Raw genomic sequence first — 1,017 nt, forward strand, 5'->3', positions numbered from 1 at the left:
GCTCCACCGTCGCCTACGCCCTCATGTACGCGGCCGTGAACCTCGGCGCCTTCGCGGTGGCCGCCCTGGTGGGCCGTAGCAGAGCCCTGAACCGCATCAGCGACTACCGGGGCCTGTACGCGTCCAACCCGCTGGCAGCCCTGCTCCTGGCCTTCTTCCTGCTGTGCCTCGCCGGACTGCCGCCAGGTGTCATCGGGCTCTTCGCGAAGGTGACCGTGTTCTCGGCGGCCGTCGACGCGGGCCTGGGCTGGCTCGCGGTCGTCATGGCCGTCAACGTGGTGATCGCGCTCTTCTACTACCTCCAGTGGACGGCCCTGCTGTTCCGCGCCCCCGAGGGCGAGCACGCCAAGCACCGCGTCCCCGCGCCCGTCACTGCCGCGCTCGCCCTCACCGGCGCGCTCGGAATCGCCCTCTCCGGAGCACCCCAACTGGTCCTGCGCTTCGCCGGCACCGGACTCTTCTGAGCCACCAGCACATACCACCGTCCTCACCCGGACGGCCCACCCCCGGCGCCGCACGCACAAGGGAACTAGAGCCCCTCGCCTGGCGTTGACCAGTACGGGAGGGTCCACTGGACGTGACACCACGACACCGGTGGCATCAGAGATCAGCAAGCAAAGGGTTCCCCTGCTGCACGATTTGGAGGGCGTACCGTGCACCGCCGGCACAACGGGCTCAGGACCGCAGTTCTCCTCGGGGGACTGTCCGCACTCATCATCGTCATCGGCAGCTACTACGGCCGCAAGGGGCTCGTCGTAGCGGTCGTGATCGCGCTGGGCACGAACGCATACGCGTACTGGAACAGCGACAAACTGGCGCTACGCGCGATGCGCGCCCGCCCGGTGAGCGAGTTCGAGGCCCCGGCCCTGTACCGGATGGTCCGCGACCTCTCCACCCAGGCCCGCCAGCCCATGCCGCGCCTGTACATCTCGCCCACGGAGGCCCCCAACGCCTTCGCCACGGGCCGCAACCCGCGCAACGCCGCCGTGTGCTGCACGGAAGGCATCCTGCGCATCC

The 1,017-nt window shown here is 69.5% G+C and carries 1 protein-coding gene and 1 pseudogene; both read left to right on the forward strand.

What is annotated here, in order from left to right:
• On the forward strand, nt 1–464 hold a 464-nt coding region (locus ACFWI9_RS34850; RefSeq protein ID WP_387169447.1), incomplete at its 5' end, for a proton-conducting transporter membrane subunit.
• 189 nt (nt 465–653) lie between these two features.
• Nucleotides 654–1,017, forward strand: a pseudogene (locus ACFWI9_RS34855) (protease HtpX); the annotation flags it as partial.

The organism is Streptomyces sp. NPDC127084, from assembly GCF_042724175.1.
Lineage (GTDB): Bacteria > Actinomycetota > Actinomycetes > Streptomycetales > Streptomycetaceae > Streptomyces.